The following is a 24,803-nucleotide window of genomic DNA, read 5'->3' as shown; positions in this document are numbered from 1 at the left end:
GGAAAGTGGACACCGCCCGGCGTGAGTCTGTGGCCATGAACCTCGGACGTACGAAGGACACCCCGGGCGCCCCACCCCGCCCGGGGCCCGCACTCGCGGCGCTGGCCGCCGCGCAGTTCACCGTCATGCTGGCCACCTCGATCGTGAACGTGGCCCTGCCGCAGATCCGCACCGGCGTGGGACTCTCGGACGGCGGCACCACCTGGGTGGTCAACGCCTACGGCCTGGCCTTCGGGGCACTGCTCCTCGCCGGAGGCCGGGCGGCCGACCTCCTCGGCCGCCGCCGGGTACTGCTCGCCGGCCTCGCGGTGTTCGCGGGCGCCTCGCTGGCGGCGGGACTCGCCGCCTCCCCGGGCCTGATGATCGCCGCCCGAGCCGTGCAGGGTCTCGGCGCCGCGGTCATCGCCCCGGCCGCGCTCGCCCTGGCGATGGACCTGTTCCCGCCCGGTCCCGCCCGGGGCAGAGCACTGGGGGTGTGGGGAGCGGTGTCCGGCGCGGGCGGCGCGGTCGGTGTCCTGCTGGGCGGCGTACTCACCCAGGCGTGGGGCTGGCCCTGGGTCTTCCACATCACCGCGGTAGGGGCAGCGCTGGTCCTGGCCGCCGTGGCGGCGCTCGTACCCCGGGGCGCCGGCCGTGGGACCGGGCGGTTCGACCTGTTGGGGACCGCCACCGTCACCCTCGCCCTCACCTGCCTGGTCTGGGCACTGACCAGCGCACGGGCGCTCGGCTGGACGAACGCGGCGGTGCTCGGTGCCCTCCTCGGCGCCGCCGCGCTCTTCGCCGCCTTCGCCGTCGTCGAACGCCGCCGGACCGACGCCCTGATACCGCCGAGGCTCTTCGCCACCGGCCAGGTCGCCGCGGGCAACCTCCTGATGGCGCTGCTGGGTTCCGTGTGGATCGCCCTGTTCTTCTTCCTGCCGCTCTACCAGCAACAGGTCCTCGGAATGAGCCCGCTGACCACCGGCGCCGGCCAACTGCCCCTCGCCGTGGCCAACATGCTCGGCGCCGTCGCCGCACCCCGGATCTCCCGGCGCATCGGCGCGACCGCGACCGTGATCGCGGCCCTGCTCACCGAGGCCGCCGGAATGCTGTGGCTGTCACGGATCACCGCCGAGGGGACCTACCTCGTCGACATCCTCGGCCCGAGCGTCCTGGTCGGGCTCGGCCTCAGCGTCGCCTTCGTCCAGCTCACCGCCCTCGCCGTGGACGGCGTCCCGCGGCAGGACACCGGCCTGGCCGGGGGACTGGTGAACACCACCCGCCAGGTCGGCGGCGCGATCGGCCTCGCCGCCCTCGCCACCCTGGCCGGCTCCGTCACCGCCCGGGCGGCCGGCCACCAGCCCCACCTCGAAGCCCTCACGGCCGGCTACCGGACCGCCTTCGCGGTCTCCGCCGCGATCCTCGCGGCCGCCGCGCTGCTCGCCCTGCCGCTGACCCGCCCGGCCCGGCCCTCCCGCCGAGCGCTCCTGCCGTGCCGCACGCCCGACGCCGCGACCACGCCCCCGAACGGTCAGACACCCCACCACCTACCCGCCCCCTGATCCAAACCGAAATCCGGACCCGACCCGTCACCGAGAACCGGCAGGACACCTCATGCACACCATCGACACCACCGCCCCCGTCGTCGTCCGCCTCACCACGCGGATCGACGCCCCCCTCGCCACCGTCTGGTCCCTGCACACCGACGTCGACGACTGGCCGGCCTGGAACACCGGCGTCGACCGGGCCCGGGCCGACGGCCCGATGGCGGTGGGCACCGGCTTCACCTGGCTGACCCACGGGATGACCATCACCTCCACCGTCCGCGAACTCGTCCCCGGCAAGCGGATCGTCTGGGACGGGACCGTGCAGGGCATCGTCGGCATCCACGCCTGGACCTTCGAACGGACCGACGCCGGCGTCGTCGTCCACACCGAGGAGTCCTGGAGCGGAGAGCCGGTCGACGCCGCGGCCGGCGAACTCACCACCGCCCTGCAGACCTCCCTCCAGAGCTGGCTCCACTGTCTCAAGGCCCGCGCCGAGCGGTCCGCCGCCTGACCCAGGGGTGGCCCCCGGCGCGATGCCGGAGGCCCCCCGGCTCCCGGCCCCCGCCCGGGGCACACCCGCCCCCATCCCTCCCGGAGACCTCCACCGTGACCAGTACCACCACCACCGTGCCGCCGGTCGGCACCGGCGCCCCCGCGACCCGTCGACCGCGCGAGGTCGACAACCGTGCGGCGTACGCCGGCTTCGCACTCGCCTACCTGCTGGGCCACGGCGCGGCCGCGGCCTCCCACGGCGACACGCCCGTCCTCGGCCTGCCCGGCTGGCTGCCCACGGCGCTCCTCGGCGCGGGGCTCGCGACCGGCATCGTCCTGGCCACCACGGCCGCAATGCGGTCCCAACGCGGAGCCCCCGCGCCGGAGATCCTCTCCGGCAGACTCCTCGGGACCGCCTGGATCGCCGCCTTCACCGCTCTGGCCCTCGCCATCACCGGCCTGACCTCCGTCCTCGACGCGCCCGAACTCCAGTCCGTCCTGTGGCCCGCCGGATCCGGCCTCATCGTGGGCCTGCTCTACCTCGCCGAAGGCGCCGTACGCCGCAACGTCCTGCACTACGGCCTCGGCATCTGGCTCGCCCTGACCTCCGCCGCGGCACTCTCCTTCGACGCCCCCGGCCTCCACTGGGTCCTCACGGTCGCGGGCGGCGGCGCCTACGCCCTCGCCACCGCCCTCGAAGCCCGCCGCCTGCGCTCCCTCGAAGACGCCCCGCACCACTGACGCCGCGGCCTCGGCGGACCGCCCGTCCGCGACGGCGGCGCGCCGATGTGCGGCGCGCCGGCGTGGCGGGCACGGTGCGGGGCACCATGGCAGGCGTCCCGTACGTCCGTTCTCGTGGAGGAGACGCCGTGCACGTCGCTGCGCCGGCCGGCGGTGGCCCCGCCGAGGCGGACACCCGCCGGACCCGCCCCCCGGTGCGGGCGGCGCTGCGATGACGCCCGCCGCGGCCTTCGAAGGGCTGCTCGCCGACGCGCGCGCCGCCCTGCCCGGCATCGTGGCACTGCGCCGCACCATCCACCGCCACCCGGAAACGGGCGCGCACCTGCCCCGCACACAGCAGACGGTCCTGGAGGCACTGGACGGGCTGGGGCTGGACCTGGCCACCGGCGAGCGCCTGAGTTCCGTCACCGCACGCCTCGAAGGCGCCCGGCCCGGCCCCACGGTCCTGCTGCGCGCCGACATGGACGCGCTGCCCATGGACGAGGACACCGGGCTCGATTTCACCTCCACCGTGCCGGGCGCCATGCACGCCTGCGGCCACGACACGCACACCGCCATGCTCGTCGGAGCCGCCCGGCTCCTCGCGGCCCGCCGCTCACGGCTGGCCGGCAGTGTCGTCTTCATGTTCCAGCCCGCCGAGGAATCCGGCGGAGGCGCCCGGCACATGATCGACGAAGGGGTACTGGAGACCGCCGACGGCGGCCGTGTCGCCGCGGCCTTCGCCCTGCACGTCACCACCCGCTTCGCCGCCGGCACCCTCCACCTGCGGCCCGGACCCGTCTTCGCCGCGTCCGACGGGCTGCACGTGACCGTACGCGGCCGCGGCGGACACGCCTCCGCCCCGCACCGCGCCCTCGACCCCGTCCCCGTCGCCTGCGAGATCGTCCAGGCCCTGCAGACCATGGTCACGCGGACCGTCGACGTCTTCGATCCGGCCGTGGTCACCGTCGCCTCGATCCACGCCGGCACCGCGGCCAACGTCATCCCCGAAACCGCCGAGATCCACGGCACCTTCCGCACCCTCACCCCCGCCACCCGGCGGCTGGTGCGCGACGGCATCACCCGCGTCGCCCAACACGTCGCCACCGCCCACGGAGCACACGCCGACGTCACACTGACCGAGGGCTACCCGCCCGTCGTCAACGACCCCGCCCGCACGGCAGCCCTCCACGAGGCCGCGGCCGCGCTCCTCGGCCCCGGCCGGGTCCACCGTCTGCCGGAACCGATCATGGGCGCCGAGGACTTCTCCTACGTCCTGCAACAGGTGCCGGGCGCGATGGCCTTCCTCGGGGCGTGCCCGCCCGGCATCCCGCCCGCGCAGGCACCCGACATCCACTCCAACCGGGTGGTCTTCGAGGAGGACGCCATGGCCACCGGAGCCGCCGTCCTCGCGGCCGCGGCCCTGCACGCGGGCACCCTCCCCGACGCCCGCTGACCCCACCCGTGCCGCCCGCCCGGCCCGGTCGGACACCGGTCAACCTGCGCCGCGGCGGGACTGGACACGACCCGCGCCGGGCAGGCACCCGGCGTGCTGAACCAACCGGACGCCCTGCCCCGCCGCATCTCCGACGCCTACGTCGACGCCCTGATCGGGCTCGACCCGATCCTCGGCACCACCCTCGGGGCGGCCGGCGCCGCGGGCGCGCTCCCCGACTTCTCGCCGGACGGCCGGCAGGCCGTGGCCGACCTCGCCCGCTCCACCCTGGCCCGGCTCACGGCCGCCGAGCGGGTACCGGGCGCCGACAGCGCGGTGGAGCGGCGGTGCGCGACCCTGCTGAGGGAGAGGCTGGGGGCGCAGCTGGCACAGTTCGACGCCGGCGAGCACCTGCGCGCGGTCGACAACCTCTCCTCCCCGCTGCACCAGGTACGCACGGTGTTCTCGCTGATGCCGGTGGCGACGGACGAGGACTGGCGGGCCGTCACGCGGCGCCTCCACGCGGTGCCCGAGGCCCTGGCCGGCTACCGGGCATCCCTCGCCCTCGGTGCCCGCAAGGGCCTGCCGGCGGCGCCCCGGCAAGTCGCCGAGAACATCAGGCAGCTGGACGAGTGGCTGGGGACGGGCGGCTTCGGCCGGCTGGCCGCGGACGCCCCCGAGGGAAGCCGGCGCACCGAAGCCGAGACGGCGGCGCGGACCGCCACCCGCGCGGTCGCCGAACTCCGCGACTGGTTCGCCCAGGAGTACGCGGGACGGGCCGACGGCCACCCCGACGCCGTCGGCCGCGAACGCTACGCCGGCTTCGCCCGCCTCTACACCGGCGCCGACGTCGAACCGGCCGAGGCGTACGAGTACGGCTGGTCGGAGTTCCACCGGCTGCTCGCCGAGATGCGCGCCGAGGCCGGCCGGATCCGGCCCGGAACCGACGACCCCTGGGAGGTACTGGCCTGGCTCGACCACCACGGGCGGGCCGTCGAGGGCGCGGAGGAGACCCGCCTGTGGCTGCAGCGGTTCATGGACGAGGCCGTCGACGCGCTGGACGGGACCTACTTCGACCTGGCCGGGCCGGTGCGGCGCGTGGAGTCCCGGATCGCACCACCGGGCGGCGCGGCCGCCCCCTACTACACCCAGCCCTCGCTGGACTCCTCCCGGCCCGGCCGCACCTGGCTGCCGACGCTCGGCCGGACCCGCTTCCCGACCCACCACCTCGTGTCCACCTGGTACCACGAGGGCGTTCCGGGCCACCACCTGCAGCTGGCGCACTGGACGGCCGTCGCCGGATCACTGTCCCGCTACCAGACCCACGTCGGCAAGATCAGTGCCACCACGGAGGGCTGGGCACTGTACGCGGAACGCCTCATGGACGAACTCGGCTTCTACACCGAGCCGCAGGACCGGCTCGGCCACCTCGACGCCCAGATGATGCGGGCGCTGCGGGTGCTCGTCGACCTCGGCATGCACCTGCGGCTCGAGATCCCGGCGCATGCGCCGTTCGCCGCGGGCAGCCGCTGGACCCCGGCCCTGGCCAGGGAGTTCCTCGGCCGCCACTCCGGCCGCCCGCCCGCGTACCTCGACAGCGAGATCGTCCGCTACCTGGGGCGTCCGGCGCAGGCGATCACGTACAAGCTGGGCGAACGCGCCTGGTTGCAGGGCCGCGAGGCCGCCCGGGCCGCGCGGGGCGCGCGGGGCGCGGGCTTCGCACTCAAGCGGTGGCACATGGCGGCCCTGTCGCTCGGCTCCCTGGGGCTGGACGACCTGCGGGAGGAACTCGGACGGCTCTGAGCGGCAGCAGGGTGTGGTGCGGGCCCGCCGGCGCCGCCGTCCTGGCAGGATGGCCGCATGGAACGTGTGCTTGGAATCGGCGGATACTTCCTGAGGGCCACCGACCCGGCGGCCCTCACCGCCTGGTACCGCGACTGCCTGGGCCTGGACTCGGACGAGCACGGCCTGTGGCACCCGGGCGCCGGACCGACGGTCTTCGCGACGTTCGATTCCGGGACGGACTACTTCGGCACCCGCACCCAGCAGACCATGCTCAACTTCCGGGTACGCGACCTGGACGCGATGCTCGCCCAACTGCGCGCCAAGGGCGCCGACGTGGCGGCGCAGACCCAGGACATGGACGGCGTCGGCCGCTTCGGCTGGGTCACCGACCCCGAGGGCAACCGCATCGAGCTGTGGCAGCCCGCCTGACCACTCCGGCGCGCGGGCACCCGGGGACGCCGGGCCTCAGTCCTGCCAGTAGAACAACAGGGTGCTGACGTCGAGCGGTTCACGCGCCCCGAAGTAGTAGACGCCGAGCCCCGTGACGCGGACGGCGCCGGTCGCCCCGTCGATCCAGCGGAAACCGGCCCCCTCCAGCGCGGCGCGTGCGGCCGGGTCGTCCTCGTGGTTGCCCGCGAACGGCCCCAGGGTGCTGATGAACACCTCGCTCCGGCCGCCCTCCCCATACCCGATCACGTGGTAGGTCCCGCCGCCCTGGCGGTGGGCCTCCCCGCACGAGAGCGGCGGACGCGGCATCAGCCCCGCCGCGGTCAGCGCGGCCGTCGCCAGAGCCAGTCGCCGCTCCTCGTCCGCCAGTTGCCGCTCCTCGTCCTGCGGCTGCGGCGGCTCCGTGCACAGGGCCTCGAGCCGCCAGCGCGGGTCGCTCTGCTTCTCGCACTCGTGCCCGTACTCGTGGACGATCGCCCGGCGCACCTCCTCGTCCAGGCCCTCGACCTCCACCCGCGGGCGCCCCAGCGCCTCGTACAGGGCACGGGTCCGCGCCGCGTCACCGGTCAGCCGGTGCAGCGCGTACGCCGCCCACAGCGCGGCGTCGGGCGTCGGGGCCCCGGCGAGGTAGGCGCGGATCCGGTCCGGGCAGGTCAGCAGCGACTGTGCGAGGTGGGCCACCGCGGGGTCGGGGTCGGCGAGCGCGTCGATGACGTCCCCGCCGGCCCGGTCCCGCAGGCGCACGGCCGTGGCCCGGTCCTCCGGCCGCCCGCCCGCGAGCTCGTCGAGCAGCGCCTGCGCCCCGTACCGTTCCACCAGCGCGTCCAGCCCCGCCTCACCGACGGCCCGCCGGGTCCACCAGTGGCTGAACGCCAGGGTCGCCAACTCGGCCGCAGCCGTGAGGTCCCCGAGGGCCCCGCGCGCCTGGAGGACCGCCTCCGCCATGCCGTACGCCTCCTCACGCCGCCGGTCCTCGTGCCGCAGCCAGGGCAGGAGTTCGGCGCGGTCCGACAAGACGCCCAACAGAGCCTTGCGGACCGTCCCGGTGTCCCCGGTGTCGCGGACGCACGCGAGCAGTGCACCCAGCCGCGCCTGCGGCACCCGGCCCGTCAGCGCCTCCACGCAGGCCGTCCGGCGCCACCAGGGCTCCGCACGGTCGACGGCGCAGCGCGCGAGCCGGTCGGCGTCGTACGCCCGCAGCCCCGCGGCGTCGATCCGGCCGGCCTCGGGCGTCAGGGTCTTGATGTTCGGCATCCGGGGATGCTACTTCGCCCCCCGGCGCGCCCCGAAGCGGATTACGGCGCACCGCGAACGGAGTAACCACCGGACGCCTTCCGTCCGGCGCCCGGGACCCCGAGCCCGCGACCGAGCCCGGTCCCGGGGGAGGCGCGTCCCGTGCGCGACCGGGCGCGCGCCGGACTGCGCCGCCCCCGGGAGCGGGATATCAAGGAGCGTGACGGTGAGCGCGAGGCTCCGGCGGTCACCACCCCACGGCTGAGGAGTACGTCTCGTGGAGTTCGAGGTCAATGGCGCCCGCCGCACGGTCGACGTGGACGACGACCCGGCCGCCGTGGAGGTGGTGCGCGACCGCCTGGGACTGACCGGCACCAAACTGGTCTGCGCCGGCGGCGTGTGCGGCGCCTGCACGATCCAGGTCGACGGCGAGCCCCGGGTGTCCTGCCTGACCCCCGCAGCCCGGCTGGCCGGCCGGCGGGTCACGACGGTGGAGGGCCTGGCGACCCACCCCGTGGCACGCGCCTTCGCAGGCGAGGACGCCCTCCAGTGCGGCTACTGCACCCCCGGGTTCGTGGTCGAGGCGGCGGCCTTCTTCGAACGGTGGCGCGCCGAGCACGGCCCCACCCGGCCGGGCCGCGAACAGATCGCGGCCGCCCTGGCCGGCCACCTCTGCCGCTGCGGCGCCTACGAGGGGATCTTCAGGGCGGTGGCCGCGGCCTGCGCCGGCGACTACGACACGGCACCGACCGGCAGGCAGGCCCCGGCCGTCCCGCGCACCGAAGCCCCCGAGAAGACCGGCGGATCGGCCCGCTACACCACGGACCTGCACCCCGATGGCCTGCTGGAGGGCGTGATCATCCGCTCGCCGCACGCCCACGCGCACGTGCGCTCCCTCGAAGCCGGCGACCTGCCCTTCGTCCCGCTGCTGCCCCCGACGGCGTGGTGCGGTACGTCGGGCAACCCGTCGCGGCGGTCGCGGCACCCGACCGGGCCGCCGCACGAGCCGCGGCCGCGCGCGTCACGGTGGACTACGAGGTGCTCCCGGCGGCCCTGGACGCAGGCCGGGCCCGCACCGGTGAGGGCCCGCTGGTGTACGAGGACAAGGCGGCGCGGAAGCGGGCGCCCGGCTCCGGTGAGACCCCCCAGCTGGTGCCCGCCCGCTGGCGCGGCAACCTGCGGGGCCCCTCCGCCATGAGCAAGCGCCCCGCCGCGGCCGTACGCCGCATCCGGGAAGCCCGTACCAAGAACCCGGACAGGGTCGTGGAAGGCGTCTTCACCACCGCCCCACAGACCCACACCCCGCTCGAACCGCACGCCTGCCTCGCCCACTGGGCCGACGGCACCCTCCACATCCAGGTGTCCACGCAGTCGGTGAAACGCGTGGCCGAACTGGCCGCCGAACGCTTCGGCGTACCCCCCGAACGGGTGGTGGCCCGGGCCGCGCACGTCGGCGGCGGCTTCGGCTGCAAGATGGGCCTGACCTCCGACGTCGTCGCCGCCGTGGAGCTGGCCCGGCTGCACGAGGCCCCGGTACGGGTCGTGCTGGACCGGGACGAGGAACTGACCGACGGCGGCTACCGGCCCGGCACCCGGATCCGGCTGGCGATGGCCGCGGACGCGGACGGCGACCTCAGCGCGCTGGCCATCGACGCGGACAACGACGGCGGGGTCTCGGTGGGCGGCTCCGTCGCGGCCCTGGCCCGCTTCATGTACGGCAAGGCCCCCCGCCGGCTCCGCGACTTCGACACGGTCACCCACACGCCCCCCGGCGCCCCCTTCCGCGGCCCCGGCGGACCCACCATGTGCTGGGCCCTGGAACAGGCCGTCGACGAGATGGCCCACCGCCTCGGCCAGGACCCGATCGCCCTGCGCCGCCGCTGGGACGGCAACCCCAAACGGCACGCCCTGTACGAGCGGGCCGCGGCCCTGCCGGTCTGGTCGGGCCGCCGCGGCGGCAGCGGGCGGTTCCGCCGCGGCGTCGGCGTCGCGGCCGCCAACTGGCTGTACTTCCTCGACCCCGTCACCGAGGTCGAACTCACCGTCGAGGACGGCGTCGTCGTCGCCCGCTGCGCCGTACAGGACATGGGCACGGGCTCGCGCACCGTACTGCGCCGGGCCGTCGCCGACGCGCTCGGCCTGCCGGAGGCCAGGGTGCGCGCCGAGATCGGCCGCAGCGACGCCGTCCACGGCCCCGTCTCCGGCGGCAGCCGCACCACCCCCTCCCTCGTGCCCGCCGCCGTGGACGCCGCCGACCGGCTGCGCGACGCGCTCGGCGGATCCGACGTCGCCGCCCGGCTGGACGCGGCACACGGCGTACGGGTGACCGGCCGACGCCCCCGGGACCGCCGGGGCTTCGTCACCCCCTTCACCCTGGGCGGTATCGCCGTCGGCCGCGGTTTCACCGGGTCGGTGCAGGTCGCCGAGGTCGAGGTCGACACGCGGCTCGGCCGGATCCGCCCGCTGAGCGTGTGGAGCGGCATCGCCGCCGGCCGCATCCACGAGGACCGGCTGGCCCGCGGCCAGTGCGAGGGCGCCGTCGTCCAGGGCATCGGCTACGCCCTGTTCGAGGAACGGCGCACCGACCCCGTCACCGGCCGGGTGCTGACCGAGAACCTGGAGGACTACCGCATCCCGGGAATCGGCGACACCCCCGAGATCACCGTCCACTTCCACCAGGAGGGCTTCGAGCACGTCCCCGGCGGCGGTGTGGGCCTCGGCGAGATCGCCACCCTGCCCACCGCGGCGTCCCTGGCCAACGCGGTCCACGACGCCACCGGCTGGCGCCCGTACGACATGCCCATCCGCCCCGACCGGCTCCTGGAAGGACTGCGTACGTGAGCACCGAGCCCGATCTCACCGACCTCTCGGCCGCCGTACGGGCCCACGGCGGCGAGCTGCGCGCCGGTGGCACCGACACCGGCGCCCGGCAGCGCAGCGGCGTCTCCACCGGGCCGTTCACCGACCTCGACGGCACCGCCGACCTGCACGGCACCACCCCGCTGCCCGGCGGCGGGCTGCGGATCGGCGCCCTGACCACCCTCGCCGCGCTGGCCGCCGATCCGCAGGTACGCGCGGGCTGGCCGGCCCTCGCGGCGTCCGCCGGGGCCGCGGCCACCCCGCAGATCCGCGCCGCGGGCACGCTGGGCGGCAACCTGCTCCAGCGCAACCGCTGTTGGTACTACCGCAACCCACACGTCAGCTGCCTGCAGAAGGGCGGCGCCGGCTGCCCGGCCCGCGAGGGCGACCACCACTTCGGCGTGGTCAGCGGAGGCGGCCCCTGCATCACCCCGCACCCGTCCACCCTGGCGACGGCCCTGCTCACCTACGACGCCGAGGCCGAGGTCCACGGCGAATCCCCGCGCTCCGTGGCCGACTTGTACGGAGACGGTGACCGGCTCCACCACGCCGACCACCTCCTGCCGCCGGACCGCATCCTCACCGCGGTCCGGCTGCCCGCACCCCTGCCCGGCGAACGCGCCGCCCACCACCGGGCCACCAGCCGGGCCCACGCCGAGTGGCCCCTCGTCGAGGCCACCGCCCGGCTCGCGCTCGACGGGGCCACCGTCACGCACGCCGCCGTCGCCGCGGGCGGCGTGGCGCGCGTCCCGCTGCGGCTTGCGGAGGTGGAGGCCGCGCTCATCGGCCGCGAGGCCACCCCCGGGACCCTCGCCGCGGCTGCCGCGACCGTGCTGGACCGCTGCCGGCCGCTGCCGCAGACCGGCTACAAGACCACGCTGTTCCGCGACACCGTCCTGGAGGTCCTCGAACAGGCGGCGGCCGGGACGACCGCCACCGGCCCGGCGCACTGACCACATCCCACCCACCGGGAGCGGGCGCGGATTTCTTAGCAACAGAGGCCAACTATTCGCCCGTTCACCGCCGGGAGGACTACAAAGGTCGAGACCGAACCGAAACCGAAACCGGCGATGGGGACCAGGTCACCCGCCGGTGATCGGAATGATGTCGAAGGCGGTGGATGCGCGTGCGTGAGTACAGCGAGGTCGAACCGATTCCGTTCAGATTACTGACGAGGAGTCCGGGTTCCGGCTCCTCCACCTGATGCAGGCGGCCATGCTGAAACCCGTGTCGTTTTCCTCGGCGTACGCATCGGTGGACGAGTATCGGCTCCTGACGTCGGCCATCCGGTCGAGAGCAGCAGATGCTCACGGTCTTTTCAGCATGGCCGGCCCGGGGGACGACGGGAAATCCCACCTCCCCCTCCGCATTCAACTTCGAGGCTTGTTCATCGAGCTCTGCATCGAGCTCCGCCCGCACGAGGCGGGCCCCCGCATCATCGGATTCCGCAACACCTTCGAGAACGGGCAGGCCCCACCCGAAGCCCATCTCCGCCACGTGCGGGACGCGGCGGCCCCACCCGGCATCCCCCGAACGCAGGAACTGCCGTTCGGCGGCCGGCGCCGCGACCTGGAGACGGCCGCGGGCGTGCGGAGTTCGGGGATCCTCCTGGGGCGCCGCCCCCTGGGCGACGCGGTCACGTGGCTGCACCGGAACCGTGATCCGAAATCCACCGCGCACGGAATGCTCGTGCTCTCGGTGATGCTCTGCGATGCCGCCCGATTCCCCGCCCTGGCCGATGCGATGTCACGCATCTGGATGCCCGGAGGCAGGCTGTCGGACGCAGTGGGCGCCGGAAAATCTTCAAACAGACACCAATCCAAAGGCGTTGGGGCGCCGAAGAAGGAACGAGCCCCTCTCCGGGGGCTGGTTTCGACCCCGTACGATCTGCGATTCCCGTCCCGGGGATCAACGGAACAGGAGCGAATGTGATAGTCAAGCGCGCCGGTCGCAACGTGGTTCTCGCCGCTGTACCCGCCGCCGTGTTCCTGACCCTCGGTCTTTCCGGACCAGCTCTCGCGGAGGGCGCAAAGGCGTACCAGATCGACCTGGCGCAGCTGAACGAATCAGGATCCCGCGGCACGGTCATGCTCAGCCTCAAGGGAAACCAGCTGACCGTGCAGATCGAGTCCGAAGGCATGGTGCCCGGTTCGCCGTCGGCGCAGCACCTGCACGGCTCGACGAAGGGACACGACTTCAAGTGCCCGGACGCGACCGACGACACCAACCGCGACGGAGTCCTCAGCAACACCGAGGCCACGCACGACTACGGCGACATCAACATCTCCCTCACCACGACGGGTGACACCAAGGCCACCAGCGGTCTCGCCGTGGACCGCATGCCCGTCGCCGACAAGAAGGGCAAGATCTCCTACAAGCGGACCATCACCGTCGGCCAGGACGTGGTCGACCACATCAAGGACCTGCACGTCGTACAGCACGGCATCGACCGCAACAAGAACGGCAAGTACGACTTCGAGGGCGCCGGCAAGAGCGAGCTCGACACGAAGCTGCCCCAGGAAGCCACGGCTCCCACCAACTGCGGAGAGGTCAAGGGCGCGGCCGTCGGATCCATCCCGGTCGGAGCCATCGAGACCGGCGGCGGTTCCCTCGGGAACGCCTCGGTGCAGGTGACGATGCGCGACGGCGTGGCGATCACCGTGCTCGCCGTGGCGGCCGGTGCGGTGGCCCTCACCCGCAAGCGGGCCTCCGCCGTCCCCGTCCGCCAGGAGAACACGGGGGGCGGCGCGTGAAGCGGGCCCCCGAACCCGAGACGGTGACCCCGTCCACCGAGCCGCCCCGGCGCCGCAGCGCACGCCGCACCGTACGGCCGCTGGCCGCCGCGGCCCTCGCCGCCCTGCTCCTCGCGGGGTGCGGAGGCCAGAACGCGGCGAAGCCCCCCGCCCCGGCCGGGCAGGGCGGGCAGGGCGGGGCACCGGGCGCCGCCTCGCCCGCCGGGAAGCCCGCCGGCGGTGACGCCGCGACATCGGCGGACGGATCGCAGAACGGTACGGGCGCCGGCACCGGTGCGGGCGCCGGTGCGGGCCGCGCCGAGCAGGCCCTCGCCCGGTCGGAGCCGCAGAAGATCACGATCCCCTCCCTGGGACTGACCAGCACCCTGGAGACGCTGCGGCAGAACGCCGACGGCACCATGCAGACCCCGAAGGACCCCGCGCTCGCGGGCTGGTACGAGCCGGGACCGACGCCCGGCTCCCAGGGACCGGCCGTGATCGCAGGACACGTCACCTGGAACGGAGCATCAGCGGTGTTCGAGAAGCTCAAGACGATGAAGGGCGGTGACACCATCAAGGTGACCCGTAAGGACGGCAAGACGGTCACGTTCACGGTGGACCGGGTCGGCGAATACCCGAAGGCCGAGTTCCCCACGCTGGAGGTCTACAAGAACCTCGACCACGCGGGTCTTCGCCTGGTGACCTGCGGCGGAGACTTCGACCCCAAGAAGCACTACTACGACAGCAACGTGGTGGTCTTCGCCCGCATGACGGGCGCCGCGTAGCCCCGGGCCGCGCAGCCGGGACGGCGGGGCCGGGAAGACGTCCGTCGGCCGCACACCCCCCACTGCGGCCGACGGACCCGCCCACGTGTACACCGCCGACCGACCCCGCCGCCGGACCCGTCGGCGGCCACGTCGCGACGGACGTTTCATCCGCCGGATCGTGAGCAGGCGAGCCTTCGTCATCACCATCCCACGGAAGGAGCAAGCAATGTCCGACGTGTCGCGACTCCCGGGCCTGGCCGAGCACCACTGGGCGTGGCAGGCGGAAGCGGCCTGCCGGGGCCTGGGTTCGCGCAAGTTCTTCCACCCGGCGGGGGAGCGCGGTGAGGACCGCGCCGCCCGCGACCAGGCGGCCAAGGAGATATGCGCCCGCTGCCCGGTGCGGGCCGCGTGCCTGCGGCACGCGCTGGACACCGGGGAGGCGTACGGGGTGTGGGGCGGGCTCACCACCGAGGAACGCCGGGCCCACGCGGCCCGCAGCACCGTGGGCGCGGTGGCCTGACGGCGAACCTCAGAGCAGGCCGGTGCTCAGGGGAAGGCGCGCTCCGGCACGGACGGAATTGATGACCGCTTCATGCAGGGCGCGGCTCGCCTCCTCACTGGGGCACGGCACGGGGCTCCCCGCGAGGGGCAGCCAGTCGGAGGCCCCGCTGTACTGCACCGTGACGTAGGCCAGACACTCGACCTCGGTCCACGTGGTGTGGATGTCCAGCTCACCGGTGAGGACGGGACCCGACTCGCCGGTCATGACTCCGTCCCGGCCGGCGAAGATCCCGCAGGTGGTCCACGATGCCCAGCTCATCCGGCCTCCTTGCCGCACTGCACGCAGCACAACACTGCACTCGTCGTCCTGCCAGTGTGAACGCGCCGGGCCTCCCGCGCCCTGCGGAGCGCGGTGTCGACCCGCCGCGGTGACGCGAACGCGCACGGAATCCGGGTGCGACGGCCCGGCCGGGGCACGTAGTGTCGGCCCGCGCAGCCGCCCGGCCCGCCCGGCCCGCGTCCCGGTGGGGGAGCCGGCTGCCGGATCGTGTCGTGACTCCGGACGGATCGACGGGTATGGATCTTCTTCCCTTTTCCGCTGCTCACGCGGCCGTGGTGGCCGGCTGGCCGGCCTCGGCCGGTGAGGTCACCCTGTGGTGCGGGCGGCAGGAGTTCCCCGTGCCCGCGCAGACGATCACCGACTGGCAGCGGGACGCCGACGTCCGGGCCCACGTCCTCGTCGCGGACGGGGAGGTCGTGGGGTACGGAGAGCTGTGGTTCGACGCCGACGAGGACGAGGTCGAGCTGGCCCGGATCATCGTGGCGCCGGACGCCCGGGGCCGGGGCCTGGGCCGCGCGCTGGTGCGGGGACTCCTCGCCCGGGCCGTCGCGGCGGGCTTCAGCGACGTCTTCATGCGCGTGCACCCGGCCAACGCGAGAGCCCTGCGGTGCTACCGGGGGGCCGGGTTCGCGCCCGTGGACCCCGCTCTCGCCGAAGCCTGGAACGAGGCCCAGCCGGTCGGCTACGTATGGCTCCAGGGCGATACCGGCGCCCCGGATGCCCGTACGGGGATCAGCGCGTCCGGGCCCTGAGCCGGACGGCCCCCGGATCGGGAGCCCGCCCGCACCGGGTCGGCCGGGCGTCGGCTTCCAGGACCGGCACGGCTGCGACGCCCGCGCCCCACCGGGCGCCGGCAACCCCGGGTGCACTGCTCCGCTGGGCGGTCGCCCGTTCGGCGGACCTGCGCGCGGGCGCCGGGTCGCCGCCGCCGCGGCGGGATACGGATGTCGTCACCGCACCACGACCGGGCCGCCGCCTCCAGGGAGAATTCGATGAGCTGTATCAACCGACGCGACCTCGCCCTGCTGGCGCTGCGGGCCGGAACCGGAGCGGTGCTCATGGCGCACGGCACCCAGAAGCTGTTCGGATGGTTCGGCGGCGCCGGTCTCGACGAGACGGCGGCCGCGATGGAGCACATGGGATACACCCCCGGCCGGCAGAGCGCGCTGGCCGCGGGACTCGGCGAGACCGGGGGCGGGGCGCTGCTCGTACTGGGCCTGGCCACACCGGCGGCGGGCGCCGCCGCCGCGGGAGCCATGGCGGGCGCCGTCGCCGTCCACGCCCCCGCGGGCTTCTTCGCCCAGGGCGGCGGATTCGAGTACCCGGCCTTCCTCGGGTTCACCGCCGCCGCCATCGGCCTCGCCGGGGCCGGCCGCTACTCCCTGGACCACGCCACCGGCCACACCTTCGACCAGCGGTGGATGCTCGCCCTGGCCTTCGCCGCCAGCGCCGCCGCGGCGGCAGCCGTCGTCACCAAGCGCGCACAGGACCGGTCGGACGAGGGCCGGCAGGAGGAGTGAACGACCGAACGGGTCGGCGGCCGGCCGGGCGCGGACTCACCACCCCACCGCCCAGGAGGAGCGGCAGATGACCGGTAGGACGATTCTGGACCTCGAAGCACAGACCCGAGCCGTGGCCCGTCTCGCGGCAGGCGTCCCGGACGTCCGGCTGGACGACCCGACGCCCTGCCCCGAGTACACGGTCGGTGTCCTGCTGGTCCACCTGACCGGCCTGGCCGTCGCCTTCCGCGACGCCGCACGCAAGGACCTGGGCCCGACGACGGACACCGCCCCGGACCCGGCCGCCACCCCGCTGCCCGCCGGGTGGCGCGAGGAGCTGCCCCGGGTCCTCGGCGAGCTGGCCGAGGCCTGGCGGGACCCGGCCGCCTGGACCGGCATGACCCGGGCCGGCAGCGTGGACCTGCCCGGCGACATCGCGGGTGCGGTGGCAGTCGACGAACTCGTGATCCACGGCTGGGACCTCGCCCGGGCGACCGGCCAGGAGTACGCACCCGACCAGGCCGCGCTGCGCGCCGCGTACGACTTCCTGCTGGCGGCCGCCGAGGACGAGACCCGCGGCGGGGGCATCTTCGGCCCGGTCGTGCCCGTACCGGACGACGCCCCGCTGCTGGACCGGGCAGTCGGGCTGAGCGGACGCGACCCGGCCTGGACCCCACCGGCGACCCCGTGACGCGGGCGGCGGGGCGCGCGCCGTGCCGCGTGCCGCCTGCCGCGCGCCACCTGCCGCGTGCCGTGCACGGGTGCGCCCGCCGTACGGGGGTACGTTCCGCCGCATGCGAACTCATGATCTCGTGATCGTCGGGGCGGGCTCCGGCAACGCCGTCGTGGACGAGCGCTTCTCGCACCTGGACGTGGCCGTCGTCGATGAGGGGCCGTTCGGCGGCACCTGCCTGAACCGCGGGTGCATCCCCAGCAAGATGCTCGTGCACGTCGCGGACCTCACCGACACCGTCCGTGAGGCCGGCCGGTTCGGCGTGGAGGCCCGGCCGGGCCGCGTGGACTGGCCCGCCGTCCGCGAACGGGTCTTCGGCCGGCTGGACCAGGAGGCCGCCGAGGGGGAACAGGGGCGGCGCGGCTCCGCGAACGTCGACGTCTTCAAGGGCCGCGCCCGCTTCACCGGCGACCGGACACTGACCGTCGGGACCGGCGCCGACACCGTCACAGTGCGCGGAGAGCAGGTCGTCGTGGCCGTCGGCAGCCGCCCGGCCGTACCCCCGCCGGTCCGGGACGGCGGACTGCCGTACGAGACCTCCGACACGGTGATGCGCCTGGACCGCCCGCCGCGGCACCTCGCCGTGCTGGGCGGCGGCTACATCGCCGCCGAACTCGCGCACGTCTTCCACGCGGCGGGCAGTCGCGTCACGGTCATCGAGCAGGAGGACACGCTGCTCGCCGCCCAGGACGAGACGGTCGCCGCCGCCTACACCGCCATCGCCTCCGAGCGCTACGAGGTGCGTACGGGCACGGCACTGACCCGCGTCGAGGGCGAGCCGGGACGGCTGCGCCTGGTGCTGGACGACGGCCCGGCCGTCGAGGCGGACACCCTGCTCGTGGCGGTGGGGCGCACCCCGAACAGCGACCGGATCGACGCCGGCCGGGCCGGCATCGACCTGCACGACGACGGCCGGATCGTCGTGGACGCCTTCCAGCGAACCAGCGCGGCGGGGGTGTTCGCCCTCGGGGACGTGAGCACGGCCTTCCCGCTCAAACACGTGGCGAACCGGGAGGCCCAGGTCGTCGCGCACAACCTGCTCCACCCCGACGCCCCGGTCCGCACCTCGCACGAGGCCGTCCCCGCAGCGGTGTTCACCCACCCGCAGATCGCGCAGGTCGGCAGGACCGAGCAGCAGTGCCGGCAGGAGGGCCTCGACCACGCCGTCTCCGTACGCCGCTTCGCCGACACCGCCTACGGCTGGGCCCTGGAGGACACCACCGGCTTCTGCAAGGTACTGGCGGACCGCCGCACGGGACTGCTGCTGGGCGCCCACATCCTCGGCCCGCAGGCAGCGACCCTGATCCAGCCGCTGGTGATCGCCATGAGCCTCGACATCAAGGCCCGCGACCTGGCCCGTTCCCCCCTGTGGATCCACCCCGCCCCCACCGAGGTGGTCTCCAACGCCCTCCGCGACCTGGACCTCGGCGATCGCGAGCCGTAGGCCGTCGGTGGGGTGAAGCAGCCAGGACTCCGACACTTCCGGATGTCGAGAACGCGGCACCGGCTCCGTCCCAGGGGTACCAATAGCCGGAACGGACTGCGAGACGCAGAAGGAGCACCCCGTGACGATCCAGCGGATGGACAACGTGGCCGTCGTCGTCGACGACCTGGAGGCCGCCATCGCCTTCTTCACCGAACTCGGCATGGAGCTGGAGGGCGAGGCGCAGATCGAGGGGATCTGGGCCGACCAGACGGTCGGCCTCGACGGGGTCCGCAGCGCCATCGCGATGATGCGCACCCCGGACGGCCACGGCAAGCTGGAGCTGACGAAGTTCCACACCCCCGCCGCGATCACCACCGGACCGCTCAACCCACCCCCCAACACGCTGGGTCTGCACCGTGTCATGTTCGCCGTCGACGACATCGACGACACGATCACCCGCCTGCGCCGCCACGGCGCCGAACTCCTCGGCGAGGTGGCGCAGTACGAGAACGTCTACCGCCTCTGCAACCTCCGCGGCCCGGCGGGCATCATCGTCGCCCTGGCCGAACGCATCGGCTAGGCTCCGTCTCTGCCGGCTTGAGTCGTTGCCGCCGAAGTATCAAGCCGGACCGTCCGTAGGTGGCGCAAGCGCTACAGCAGCCGTCCGGTAACGTGTATTTCTTCGGGCGCCGTTGGGCCCGGAGTTCAAAAGGTGAATGCCGATGGCGCTCGGCGAACGGCCCGTCGTGTGGAGCTTGCCCCCTGAGGATGCCCGGGCTGGATGGCGGGCCCTGTGGTGGAGCGTCGGACCGGGTGGCGAACTCGCGGGGGTGCTGGTCCAGGAACGTCACCTGCGCCGTTCCCCGTGCTGGTCGTGATCTCGGACGGGGTGGAACACCGCACCTCTGTCACCGGCACAGCCCCGCGTACCAGCCACCCGGCCCTGCTCTCGTGGTCACGTTTTCTACTGGCGTCAGGCCGTCCACGCCGGGACCGGAACGGGAGCTGGGAGAGGAACGCGGTCGTGTACTCCCCTGGTATCGGTGACGACATCGACTACATCGTCACCGACCGAGAAGGCGGCATCTGGACTTCCTACGGTGACGAGGGCATCTACGGAGACCACCCGGAGACCAGTGCCGGCCTGGCCCGCTGGCACACCGACGCCAGCCACACCTGGAACCCTCGGGGACGGCTCCCTGTACGGCCCCTCGGCGGAAGCGCGGGGGCCACCGAGGAGGCCGTGGCCTGGCTCGCCTGGTACAGCCACGAGGGTGCCTTCCTGTCCCGAATCGATCCCGCCACCGGTGACATCAGCAGCTACCGCAACCCCTTGAAGGACACCGACGGCATCGCCGTCCGCGGCACCCGGATGCTCCTCACCCACCGGTTCCACAACCCCCCGGCGTCGAGCTGAGCCGCGCGGAACTCGTCGACGATGCCTGGGTGATCACCGCCCAGGAGAAGCTGCGACTGCCCGGTCCGGTCGCCATGCGCTGCGCCCAAGGCCGCGACGGCATCCTCTGGCTCCGCGCCGACGACACCTGGACACAGATCGAGGCCTGAGCCACCATCTCCCCGGCCGGGACACCGGCTGCGGGCGGGTACCCGCCAGGTGTACGGCGAAAGTGCTGGTTGGCCCGGCAGGTGGTGGAGTCGATGTCCACGGCCCAGGTGATCAGGCCCTTGACCTCGGTCGTAGACCCGGTTCCACGGCCCGTAGCGTTCAGCCACGTCCCGCCGGGGTGCGCTGGTCCGGGTCCTGATCTGCGCTCGTCGGGCCGCGAGTGCAGCGTCATCGGTCGGCGTCGGCGTCGGCGTCGGAACGGTCAGGTTCCTTCTGGATCGGAGACGTAGGTCTCCTCCACCGTCGTGCGCTGCAAACGGACCGAGATCGAGTAACTCGTCATGTTTCCCCCTGATGGAACGCTTCGGATGCCGGCAGGCCGGCAGGCCGGCCCAGGCAGACCTACCGGCAGGACGTGCCGGCCCAAGGGGACGATCGGCAGCGTCAGCGGGCGGCGGCCGATCCGCTCCGCACCAGCGCCCAGCTGCCGCCGTTCACCGCGTACACCGTCAGCCGACGGTTGACCGTGTCACCGCTGCCGTCGAAGGCGACCCGGCCCGTGACGCCGTCGAAGGCCAGCCCCGCCACGGCCTGCGGCAGCTTCGCCCGGGCGTTGTCGGGGAGGGAGCCGCCGTTGGACGCCACCACCGCCTTCACCGCCTCGATGAGCGACCACGTCGCGTCGTACGCGTAGGGGCCGTACCAGCCGGCCGCCTCCGGATAACCCGCCTTCTGGTACCGGGCGAGGAAGTCCTGCCCCGCCCCCGAATCCTCGGCGGGTGTGCCGATGTTGGTCGCGAGGTCGCCCTCGGCCTTCGGGTTCGACGTGAGGTACTGCTGGTCGAAGATGCCGTCGCCGCCCATCAGGGGGACGTTCACCCCGGCCTGCTTGAGCTGCTGGGAGATCGGCGCGGCGGTGTCGTAGTAGCCGCCGAAGTAGACGGCGTCGGCTCCCGACGACTTCACCCTCGTGGCGAGGCCCTCGAAGGCGCGTTCCGCGGGATCGACCTGCTCGGTACCGACGACGGTTCCGCCGAGCTTCGTGAATTCGGCCGCGAAACGGGAGCTGAGGGACGTGCCGTGGGCGCTCGCGTCGTCGACCACGTACAGCTTGGTCTTCTTCGCCTCGCCGTGCAGGTGGCGCGCGGCGAACGGTCCCTGGTCCACGTCCGTGGCGACGGTGCGGAAGTAGGTGGAGTACGGACGCGACGTGCTGCCCGCCGCCCAGTCAGGGCCGAGTGTCAGCACGGGGTCGGTGTTGGCGGGGGACACGACGGCCATGTTCGCCTGGGCGAGCGGTGGCACCAGGGTCTTGGCGACCCCGGAGTTGAGCGGCCCCACGACCCCCAGGACCTTCTCGTCGGACACGAACTGGGCGGCGTTGGAGGCGCCCTTGGCGGGGTCGGCCCCGTCGTCCAGTGCCTTGATCTCGAAGTTCACGCCCGGGACGTGCCCGGACTCGTTGGCGGTCTTGGCCGCCAGATCGGCGGCGTTCTTGATGCCGACGCCCATCGAGGACATTCCCCCGCTGAGCGGTGCGTCCACTCCGATCACCACCGTGACGGAGGAAGCGGGCGCCCCGCTGCCGGCCGCCTTGCCGCCGCCGCGGGTGTCATCGTCACGGGTGAGGGTCCAGGTCAGGACGGAGCCCGTGGCGAGGGTCGCCAGCGCCGCGCCCAGGACCACCGAGCGCCGGGTGAGGGTACGCCCCCGGGCGGACGCCTGCCGGCCCTGCCGCATCTCGGGCACGGTCCCGTGCACGACCGGATCCTCGGCCGGTGCCTGCGGAACGGGCGGAGCCGTCGGCCGGTCCGGTACGGAGCGCTGCGGCGTGCCGGCGACGGACCCGGAGTCGAGGACCGTCGGGGTCGGCACCGAAGGCGTCGTCGACGGCGCCTGGTCCGGCGCCTCGTCGGGTGCCTCGTCGGGTGCCTGGTCCGGTGCTTGCTGCGGCGCCTGCCGCGGTGCCTGCTCCCCTGCCGGCACGGAGGGTGTCCTCGGGTCGGGCGGGGGAGTGTGACCGGGCTCCGGTTCGCGCCCCTGCCCGGTGGGGGCATCGGGCAGCGACGGGGAGGACCGCAGCACCGAGGCCAGCATCCCGGCCGCTTCCGCGGCCTCCACGCGCTGCGCCGGATCCTTGGTGAGGAGCGCGTCCAGCAGCGGTGCCAGCGGGCCCGCGTGCGCCGGCGGCCGGTGCGGTCGGGTGAACACGGCCACGGCCAGGGCGTGCAGCCCCTCCGCATCGAACGGCGGGCGCCCCTCGACTGCGTGGTACAGGGTGGCGCCGAGCGCCCACAGGTCGTTCGCGGGGGTCGGGCGCTTGCCCTCCAGCTGCTCCGGCGACATGTACTGGGGCGTGCCGATGACGGTCCCGCTGTGGCTCAGCCTGGTCGTGGCGTCCGCGAGGTGGGCGATGCCGAAGTCGGTGAGGACGACGCGGTCCTTGGTCAGGAGCACGTTGTCCGGCTTGATGTCACGGTGGACGATCCGCGCCCCGTGCGCCTCGGCCAGGGCGTCGAGCAGGGCGGAGCCGATCTCGGCCACCCGCTGGACGGGCAGTCGGCCCTGGCTGCGGATGGTGGCCGCCAGGGACTGCCCGCGCACCAGCTCCATGACGATGACGGGCGCGCCGTCGTGCTCCACGACGTCATGGATGGTGATGATCCCGGGGTGGCTGAGCGTGACCGCCGCGCGGGCCTCGCCGATGAACCGGCGCAGCAGCGCGGCACGGTCGTCGTCGTCCAGCCCTGGCGGAAAGAGGATCTCCTTGACGGCGACCTCGCGCCCGAAGAGTTGCTGGTCGACGCCACGCCAAACCCGGCCCATACCGCCTTGGCCGATGCGTTCGACCAGCTGGTACCGGCCGGCGATGAGTTCGGGATTCTGCTCGGTCACGCGCACACTCTAGATCCTGCTGAGCCGATCAGGTGACGGAAGTCTGGCTTGATCACGCCCACGGTGACGAGGGCGTGGTGCGCCCGTCGGGGTAGTGGCGGACGAAGCCTCCTCCCACGGACCGTGATCGTCTGTTCTACGCAAACCTGTCCACCGCGACCGGCGTTGCGTGTGTTGGTGTGCTGTTCTCCGGGTTTGGTGCGGGTGGGGGGTGTGGTGTGGATAGCGTCGCCCCATGGGTTTCGGTGGTGTGGGCGACGGCGGTGGTCGGGGGCAGGCGTCGCGCGGGCACGTGCTGTTGGTGGCGGCGGATGCCGCGGTGCGGCGCGGCAGGGTGTTGGTGGCTCCGGGAGCGAATGTCGCCGCGCTGGCGATGGTCCCGGCCGATGTGCTGCTGGGGTGCGAGGTGCCGGCCGACACGGTGTGCCTGGAAGGGGTGCGCGATCCGAACACGGTGTTGGCGCGGTTGCGCGCGGCCGTGACCGCGACAGGACCGTTGTTCGTGTACGTGTCGGGGCGGTTGACGGCGGATCGTCGGGGCCGGCGGTTGTTCGTGGCGCTGGCGGGGACGACGGCGGGCAGTGTGCGGTACACCTCGGTGCCGTGGGATTGGCTGGTGGGGGAGTTGCGTTCGCGTACGGGGGGTGTGACCACGGTGGTGGTCGACCTGGTGGCGGACAAGGAGGCGTGGCCACTGGTGGGGGAGCCGGGGGCGTTGCCGGGGCTCGCGGAACTCGCGGGGGCGGAGGTGTTCGGGGTGGTGTGCGGGCCGGACGTGCCGGTGGGCGATGGAGGCGTCAGCGGGTACACCCGGCAGTGGATCGATCAGCTCCGGCGCGCTCCGGTGCGGCCGTCCGATGTGGAGGTGCACGTGCTGGCGGCGGGGTCGGCCGGGCTGGCGCCCGGCACGCTGGTGGTGCCGTCGGCGCGGGAGCTGGAGATGCGCCGTGTGCCGGCGCCGGCACCCGGTCACCCGCGTCGGGAACCCGAACCGGTGGCCGTGCCCGCCCCCGCCGGACCGCCGCCCGCGGTCGGGGTGGGCGTGGTGGAGGACGATCCGCGGGCGCGACTGCACGCACTGGCGGTGGAGGGCCGGCACGGCGAGGCGGACGTGCTGGCCAGAGCGTGGGAGCGGGGTGTGGTGGAGCGGTGGGGACGGGCGTCGGCGGAGGCGGTGCGGTGCGCGGAGATCCGTGCGGACCTTGCGCGGATGGCGGGCGATTTCGTGTCGGCGACCCGGTTGTGGGTGCGTGCGGGGCGGGCGCGGCTGGAGTGGCAGGGAGCGGATGCGGCCGAGGTCCGCGACGCGGCGGCGGGGGCCCTGTACTGCTGGACGCAGGTGAAGGACCGGGCGGGGGCGTTGGAGGCGGGGCCGGAGCTGGTGGGTCTGTTGCGGACGCTGCCGCTGCCCGATCCCGGTCACCTGAGGCTGGCGGAACGGCGGCTGGAGGCGCTGCGTACCCCGGACCGCTCCGGCGCCCTGAACCCCTGACGCCGGCTGGGGGGGGGTCTTCGGCATGGCGTGGCCCGCCGCCGTCGGGTGCGGCGCCGTCGAGGCGCATCAGCGTCGCGGCGGCCGTCGCGTCGGGGCGGGGTAGGTGTGCATTGCATACTGCTGTACATGAGGTATTCGCCGGCTGCCCGCATCCATCTGATGATCACTTTCGTGCTGGTGATGTGCGGGGTGGCCGGTGGTGCTTGTCTCGGGTGGCTGCTGGGCGGGCGGGTGACGGGTGTGCTGGCTGCGGTGGCGGCCGGGCTGGGGGCGGGGATCGGCTCGTTCCTCTCACGCAGGCACGTGGCCGACTTCCTGCGCCCCGCCCCCGCCCCCGCCCCCGCTCCTACC

At 74.0% G+C, this 24,803-nt stretch carries 23 protein-coding genes and 1 pseudogene; 21 read left to right on the top strand and 3 right to left on the bottom strand.

Annotated features, from left to right (window positions below; all coding sequences use genetic code 11):
* Positions 1-35 precede the first annotated feature (35 nt).
* From IG86_RS0128185 to IG86_RS0128160, 6 genes are all read left to right on the top strand, one after another.
* Positions 36-1,541 (top strand): MFS transporter, encoded by a 1,506-nt coding sequence (locus tag IG86_RS0128185; RefSeq protein WP_051785465.1) that lies wholly within the window; start codon positions 36-38, stop codon positions 1,539-1,541.
* Between the two features lie 52 nt (positions 1,542-1,593).
* Complete coding sequence (locus tag IG86_RS0128180) at positions 1,594-2,037, top strand: SRPBCC family protein (protein WP_030827857.1); 444 nt, start codon at positions 1,594-1,596, stop codon at positions 2,035-2,037.
* Between the two features lie 95 nt (positions 2,038-2,132).
* Entirely contained in the window at positions 2,133-2,759 is a 627-nt protein-coding gene (locus tag IG86_RS0128175) for an ABC transporter permease (RefSeq protein WP_107051930.1), read from the top strand.
* Positions 2,760-2,970: 211 nt separating this feature from the next.
* Positions 2,971-4,194: a M20 metallopeptidase family protein gene (locus tag IG86_RS0128170; RefSeq protein WP_030827852.1), complete on the top strand. Its 1,224-nt coding sequence runs from the start codon at positions 2,971-2,973 to the stop codon at positions 4,192-4,194.
* 93 nt (positions 4,195-4,287) lie between these two features.
* Positions 4,288-5,976 (top strand): DUF885 domain-containing protein, encoded by a 1,689-nt coding sequence (locus tag IG86_RS0128165; protein ID WP_030827849.1) that lies wholly within the window; start codon positions 4,288-4,290, stop codon positions 5,974-5,976.
* Positions 5,977-6,033: 57 nt separating this feature from the next.
* Positions 6,034-6,387 (top strand): VOC family protein, encoded by a 354-nt coding sequence (locus IG86_RS0128160; protein ID WP_030827845.1) that lies wholly within the window; start codon positions 6,034-6,036, stop codon positions 6,385-6,387.
* Between the two features lie 36 nt (positions 6,388-6,423).
* Here IG86_RS0128160 and IG86_RS43190 read toward each other — a convergent pair whose 3' ends face one another.
* On the bottom strand, positions 6,424-7,659 hold the full coding sequence (locus tag IG86_RS43190) for a hypothetical protein (protein WP_030900575.1): 1,236 nt from the start codon (positions 7,657-7,659) through the stop codon (positions 6,424-6,426).
* Positions 7,660-7,915: 256 nt separating this feature from the next.
* Between IG86_RS43190 and IG86_RS44005 the strand changes: the two genes are divergently transcribed.
* From IG86_RS44005 to IG86_RS0128125, 7 genes are all read left to right on the top strand, one after another.
* Positions 7,916-8,836 (top strand): (2Fe-2S)-binding protein, encoded by a 921-nt coding sequence (locus IG86_RS44005; protein WP_208864280.1) that lies wholly within the window; start codon positions 7,916-7,918, stop codon positions 8,834-8,836.
* A complete protein-coding gene (locus IG86_RS39175; protein ID WP_208864279.1) occupies positions 8,731-10,479 on the top strand; it encodes a xanthine dehydrogenase family protein molybdopterin-binding subunit in 1,749 nt (582 codons plus the stop codon). The genes IG86_RS44005 and IG86_RS39175 overlap by 106 nt, the downstream gene beginning before the upstream one ends.
* Positions 10,476-11,450 (top strand): FAD binding domain-containing protein, encoded by a 975-nt coding sequence (locus IG86_RS45150; protein ID WP_030900574.1) that lies wholly within the window; start codon positions 10,476-10,478, stop codon positions 11,448-11,450. The genes IG86_RS39175 and IG86_RS45150 overlap by 4 nt, the downstream gene beginning before the upstream one ends.
* Before the next feature lie 262 nt (positions 11,451-11,712).
* Positions 11,713-12,429, top strand: a complete 717-nt coding sequence (locus tag IG86_RS0128140; RefSeq protein ID WP_234348894.1) for a ribosome-inactivating family protein — start codon at positions 11,713-11,715, stop codon at positions 12,427-12,429.
* Positions 12,426-13,250 carry a hypothetical protein gene (locus IG86_RS0128135; RefSeq protein ID WP_030900569.1) on the top strand — a complete coding sequence of 275 codons (825 nt, stop codon included), beginning with the start codon at positions 12,426-12,428 and terminating at the stop codon, positions 13,248-13,250. The genes IG86_RS0128140 and IG86_RS0128135 overlap by 4 nt, the downstream gene beginning before the upstream one ends.
* Positions 13,247-14,014, top strand: a complete 768-nt coding sequence (locus IG86_RS0128130; protein WP_234350562.1) for a class F sortase — start codon at positions 13,247-13,249, stop codon at positions 14,012-14,014. Before IG86_RS0128135 ends, IG86_RS0128130 begins: the two co-directional genes overlap by 4 nt.
* 208 nt (positions 14,015-14,222) lie before the next feature.
* Positions 14,223-14,516 carry a WhiB family transcriptional regulator gene (locus tag IG86_RS0128125; RefSeq protein ID WP_030827825.1) on the top strand — a complete coding sequence of 98 codons (294 nt, stop codon included), beginning with the start codon at positions 14,223-14,225 and terminating at the stop codon, positions 14,514-14,516.
* A 9-nt stretch (positions 14,517-14,525) separates the two neighbouring features.
* Here IG86_RS0128125 and IG86_RS0128120 read toward each other — a convergent pair whose 3' ends face one another.
* Complete coding sequence (locus IG86_RS0128120) at positions 14,526-14,816, bottom strand: hypothetical protein (RefSeq protein ID WP_030827822.1); 291 nt, start codon at positions 14,814-14,816, stop codon at positions 14,526-14,528.
* Positions 14,817-15,073: 257 nt separating this feature from the next.
* Between IG86_RS0128120 and IG86_RS40230 the strand changes: the two genes are divergently transcribed.
* From IG86_RS40230 to IG86_RS44680, 6 genes are all read left to right on the top strand, one after another.
* Positions 15,074-15,589: a GNAT family N-acetyltransferase gene (locus IG86_RS40230; RefSeq protein WP_051785464.1), complete on the top strand. Its 516-nt coding sequence runs from the start codon at positions 15,074-15,076 to the stop codon at positions 15,587-15,589.
* A 240-nt stretch (positions 15,590-15,829) separates the two neighbouring features.
* Complete coding sequence (locus IG86_RS0128110) at positions 15,830-16,357, top strand: DoxX family protein (RefSeq protein WP_030827816.1); 528 nt, start codon at positions 15,830-15,832, stop codon at positions 16,355-16,357.
* 67 nt (positions 16,358-16,424) lie between these two features.
* A complete protein-coding gene (locus IG86_RS0128105) occupies positions 16,425-17,027 on the top strand; it encodes a TIGR03086 family metal-binding protein (RefSeq protein ID WP_030827813.1) in 603 nt (200 codons plus the stop codon).
* A gap of 103 nt (positions 17,028-17,130) precedes the next feature.
* On the top strand, positions 17,131-18,513 hold the full coding sequence (locus IG86_RS0128100) for a mycothione reductase (RefSeq protein ID WP_030900559.1): 1,383 nt from the start codon (positions 17,131-17,133) through the stop codon (positions 18,511-18,513).
* Between the two features lie 121 nt (positions 18,514-18,634).
* Positions 18,635-19,075 carry a VOC family protein gene (locus tag IG86_RS0128095; RefSeq protein WP_234316093.1) on the top strand — a complete coding sequence of 147 codons (441 nt, stop codon included), beginning with the start codon at positions 18,635-18,637 and terminating at the stop codon, positions 19,073-19,075.
* A 444-nt stretch (positions 19,076-19,519) separates the two neighbouring features.
* On the top strand, positions 19,520-19,912 hold the full coding sequence (locus tag IG86_RS44680; protein WP_234316092.1) for a hypothetical protein: 393 nt from the start codon (positions 19,520-19,522) through the stop codon (positions 19,910-19,912).
* A 594-nt stretch (positions 19,913-20,506) separates the two neighbouring features.
* Here the strand turns inward: IG86_RS44680 and IG86_RS45420 are convergent.
* Positions 20,507-22,957 carry a bifunctional serine/threonine-protein kinase/ABC transporter substrate-binding protein gene (locus tag IG86_RS45420; RefSeq protein ID WP_157854915.1) on the bottom strand — a complete coding sequence of 817 codons (2,451 nt, stop codon included), beginning with the start codon at positions 22,955-22,957 and terminating at the stop codon, positions 20,507-20,509.
* A gap of 250 nt (positions 22,958-23,207) precedes the next feature.
* On the opposite strand from IG86_RS45420, the gene IG86_RS45145 reads away from it, so the two are divergent.
* Together IG86_RS45145 and IG86_RS39160 are read left to right on the top strand one after the other, a co-directional pair.
* Positions 23,208-24,449: a hypothetical protein gene (locus IG86_RS45145; protein WP_030900555.1), complete on the top strand. Its 1,242-nt coding sequence runs from the start codon at positions 23,208-23,210 to the stop codon at positions 24,447-24,449.
* A gap of 129 nt (positions 24,450-24,578) precedes the next feature.
* Positions 24,579-24,803, top strand: a pseudogene (locus IG86_RS39160) (hypothetical protein); the annotation flags it as partial.

The sequence above is a fragment of the Streptomyces virginiae genome (assembly GCF_000720455.1).
GTDB lineage: Bacteria > Actinomycetota > Actinomycetes > Streptomycetales > Streptomycetaceae > Streptomyces > Streptomyces virginiae.
The sequence above is the reverse complement of the archived record's forward strand: the minus strand, read 5'-3'. Positions and strand labels throughout refer to the sequence as shown.